The sequence below is a fragment of the Melaminivora alkalimesophila genome, assembly GCF_000282995.1.
Classification (GTDB): Bacteria; Pseudomonadota; Gammaproteobacteria; order Burkholderiales; family Burkholderiaceae_C; genus Melaminivora; species Melaminivora alkalimesophila.
The window spans coordinates 1-3,806 of sequence record NZ_ALEE01000291.1 but is presented as its reverse complement, the minus strand read 5'-3'; the positions used below and the strand labels follow the sequence as shown (position 1 = coordinate 3,806).

Sequence of the window (3,806 nt, the reverse complement as noted above, 5' to 3'; positions counted from 1 at the left end):
CGGCCGCCGGTGCTGGACGCAGCGATCGTGGAGCGCGCCGGCTGGGCGCGCGAATATTTCTTCCTGTGAGGCGGCGGCGGCGCAGGCGCGGCCCCGTCCGACAGCCGGCTGCGGTCCGGGACGCAGCCGGCCGCGTCCCGGGCGCGCCATGATGGCGGGCATTGCCATGCCTTGGAGGAGCCCATGCCCGAACCCCTCTCTCCCCTGCCTGCCGTCGACCAGGCCCTGGACCGTGCCGCCCGGGACCGCCCGCGCGACCGGGGTCGCTTCACGCAGTATGGCCTGCGCAGCGATCCGCGCCCGGAGCCCGGCGACCGCACCAACCCCGGAACGGGAGACCATCCGCGCCGCTTCGGCGCCAGTGGAGATCCCGGCAGCTACGCCAACCGGCCGGCCGATGCGCAGGGACCCCAGGTGCACGACCAGGCTTCGGACGCCCCGGCGCACCCAGGCACGCCATGAAGCCGGTGGGCGTTCCCTGGGCAAGGAGCGCGCGCGGGCGCGCCGGGCCCGGCCCGCTGCCTGAGCCCGTGCCGCCGCCCCCGATGCCCCCGATCCCGGCTCCATCGGAAAATCCCTGGCCCGACCCACCCCCGGTGGAGGACCCACCGCCCCCGGGGCCGCCTCCGGCGCCGGTGATCGACCCCCCGCTGCACCACTGAGCGCAGCACGCCGCATGGCGTGTTGCCCTACAAGGGCGGCCCCCGGGCCGCCACTATCATCGCGTGGCATTGCTTACTGAAGGTCACAGATGCCCGCTTCGTCCCTCCCGCGCCGGCCTGCCGTGCGGCCCGGCACCGGTCTGCCCCTGCGCCTGTTGTCCGGCTTCATCCTCGCTGCGGTGGCGGCGATGCTCATCGCCGTCCTGACCTGGCGCGCCAACGAGGAGCGCGCTCAGGTGGTGGCGGAGATGAACGCCACGGTGGACGCGATCGCGCAGATCCAGCTGGTGTGGGCCCACCTGAAGAACGCCGAGTCGGCCCAGCGCGGCTACCTGCTGACGGGCGACGACAACCTGCTTGCTCCCTACACGATTGCCCAGGGCGCGCTGCCGGTCGAGCTGGAAAAGCTCGGCTTCTACGAGCGCGGCTCGGTGCTCAGGAAACAGCGTTTCGACCAGCTGCGCGGCCAGGCGCAGCGCAAGATGGAAGAGCTCGCCCGGATGATCGAGCTGCAGCGCGACGGGCGGCGGGACGAGGCCCTGGCCATCATGCGCACCGAGGCCCGCGTGACCATGGAGGCGATCCGCGCCATGGTGGGCGAGCTGCTGGAGGACGAGCGCGAGGAGCTGCAGGGGCGGCGCGCCGCCTGGGAGGGCGCCTTCGGCACCGCCACGTACCTGGTCTGGGTGAGCACCACGGTGCTGCTGATCCTCATCTGCGTGGCCGCCGTGCTGGCGGTCGCCGAACACCGCAACCGCGAGCGCGAGAGTTGGATCAAGACCGGCCTGGTCGGCCTGGGCGCCCGGTTGCAGGGCGAGCAGCGCCTGCACGAGCTGGCGCCGCTGATCCTGGAATACCTGGCCCACTGGCTGGACGCCAAGGTGGGCGCCATGTACGTCACCGAAGGCCACGGCAGCTACCAGCGGGTGGGCGGCTTCGCGCTGCTGCCGGACGCGCCGCCGACGGTGGTGCGCGTCGGCGAGGGGCTGGTCGGTCAGGCGCTGCGCACGCGCACCCTGATGCAGGTGCGCGACGTACCGGCCGGCTACCTGCCGGTGAATTCGGGCACCGGGCAGGCGGCTCCGTCGGAGCTGGCGATCCTGCCGGTGACGCTGGGCGGCATGGTGCTGGCGGTGGTGGAGCTGGGGCTGTTCACCCCGCTGCAGACCGAGGGGCTGGATTTCCTGCGGCGCGCGGAAGAGCTGCTCGCGGCGGCGGTGCGCGGCGCCCTGGATCGCGGCCGCCTGCAGGCCCTGCTGGACGAGACGCAGCGCCAGTCCGAGGAGCTGCAGGCGCAGCAGGAGGAGCTGCGCGTCAACAACGAGGAGCTCGAGCAGCAAAGCCGCGCCCTGCAGGAATCCCAGGCGCAGATGCAGGCCCAGCAGACGGCGCTGGAGGAGTCGAACGCGCAGCTGGAGGAGCAGGCCCAGGAGCTGGAATACCAGAAGGAGCAGCTGCTGCGCACGCAGGACGCGCTGGAGGCGAAGAACGACGAACTGGCCCAGGCGAGCCGCTACAAGAGCGAGTTCCTCGCGAACATGAGCCACGAGCTGCGCACGCCGCTCAACTCCAGCCTGATCCTGTCGAAGCTGCTGGCGGACAACAAGGCGGGCAACCTGTCGCCCGAGCAGGTCCGCTACGCCCAGACCATCCACAGCGCTGGCAACGACCTGCTGGCGCTGATCAACGACATCCTGGACCTGGCCAAGATCGAGGCCGGCCAGACGCGCGTGGAGATCGACGACGTGCAGGTGGCGCGCCTGGTGGACGAGGTGGTCGAGCCGCTGCGGCCGGTGGCCCAGGAAAAGGGGCTGGCGCTGACCGTGGAGATCGAGCCGGGCGCGCCGGCGCAGATCCGCTCCGATGCGCAGCGCGTGGCGCAGATCCTGAAGAACCTGCTGTTCAACGCCCTCAAGTTCACCGAGCGCGGCGAGGTGGGCGTGCGCGTCTCGGCCCATCCGCAGGGCGGGCTGGACTTTGCCGTCCACGACACCGGCATCGGCATCGCCCCGCACCAGCAGGAACAGATGTTCGAGGCCTTCCGGCAGGCCGACGGCAGCATGCACCGCAAGTACGGCGGCACCGGCCTGGGCCTGTCGATCTCGCGCAACCTGGCGCAGCTGTTGGGCGGGCACATCGCCGTGCGCAGCACGCTGGGCGAGGGCAGCGTGTTCACGCTGACGCTGCCGCTGGAGGCCCCCGGCGCCGCGGCACTGCCGATCATGGCGCCCCTGCCGCCGAGGCCCCATGCCGCGCTCGCCCCGCCCCCCGCGCCGGCCGCGGCCGATGCCCTGGCCGCCCCGCGGCCGCCGGCCGAAGGGGCGAGCGCCGCCCCCATGCCGGAAGACGACCGCGCGCGCATCCAGCCCGGGCGGCGGCTGATCCTGGTGATCGAGGACGACCCGCACTTCGCCTCCGTGCTCTACGACCTGGTGCACGAGATGGACTTCCAGTGCATCGTCACCGCCTCCGGGCGCGAGGGGCTGGCGCTGGCGCAGGAACACCTGCCCAGCGGCGTGCTGCTCGACATGAACCTGCCGGACTACTCCGGCCTGGGCGTGCTCGACCAGCTCAAGCACGACCCAGCCACGCGCCACATTCCGGTGCACGTCATCTCCGTGGCGGACTACTCGCGCAAGGCGCTGGAGCAGGGCGCCGTCGGCTATGCGCTCAAACCTGTGCAGCGCGACGAACTGGTCGAGGCGATCCGCCGCATGGAGGCCAAGTTCACGCAGAGGCTGCGCCGCCTGTTGGTGGTCGAGGACGACGAGCGCCAGCGCGAGAGCATGTGCGCGCTGCTGGCCGCCGACGACGTGGAGATCCAGAGCGCCGCCACGGCGCAGCAGGCGCTGGAGCTGTTGCGCGCCGGCACCTTCGACTGCATGGTCATGGACCTGAACCTGCCGGACCTGTCCGGCTACGAGCTGCTCAAGCAGATGGCCGGGCAGGGCGACATGCCCTTCCCCCCGGTCATCGTCTACACCGGCCGCTCGCTGTCGCACGAGGAGGAGCGCGAGCTGCGCCGCTATTCCAAGTCGATCATCATCAAGGACGTGCGCTCGCCCGAGCGGCTGCTCGACGAGGTGACGCTGTTCCTGCACCAGGTGGAGTCCTCGCTGCCGGCCGACCTGCGCCGGCTGCTGC

Annotated in this window: 2 protein-coding genes; both read left to right on the top strand. The window is 71.9% G+C overall.

Features of this window, described 5'->3' with window-relative positions:
- The first annotated feature begins 183 nt into the window (after positions 1-183).
- On the top strand, positions 184-462 hold the full coding sequence (locus A612_RS05505; RefSeq protein ID WP_019373537.1) for a hypothetical protein: 279 nt from the start codon (positions 184-186) through the stop codon (positions 460-462).
- Between the two features lie 289 nt (positions 463-751).
- The coding region (locus tag A612_RS05500) for a response regulator (RefSeq protein WP_019373536.1) at positions 752-3,806 on the top strand (3,055 nt) is incomplete at its 3' end.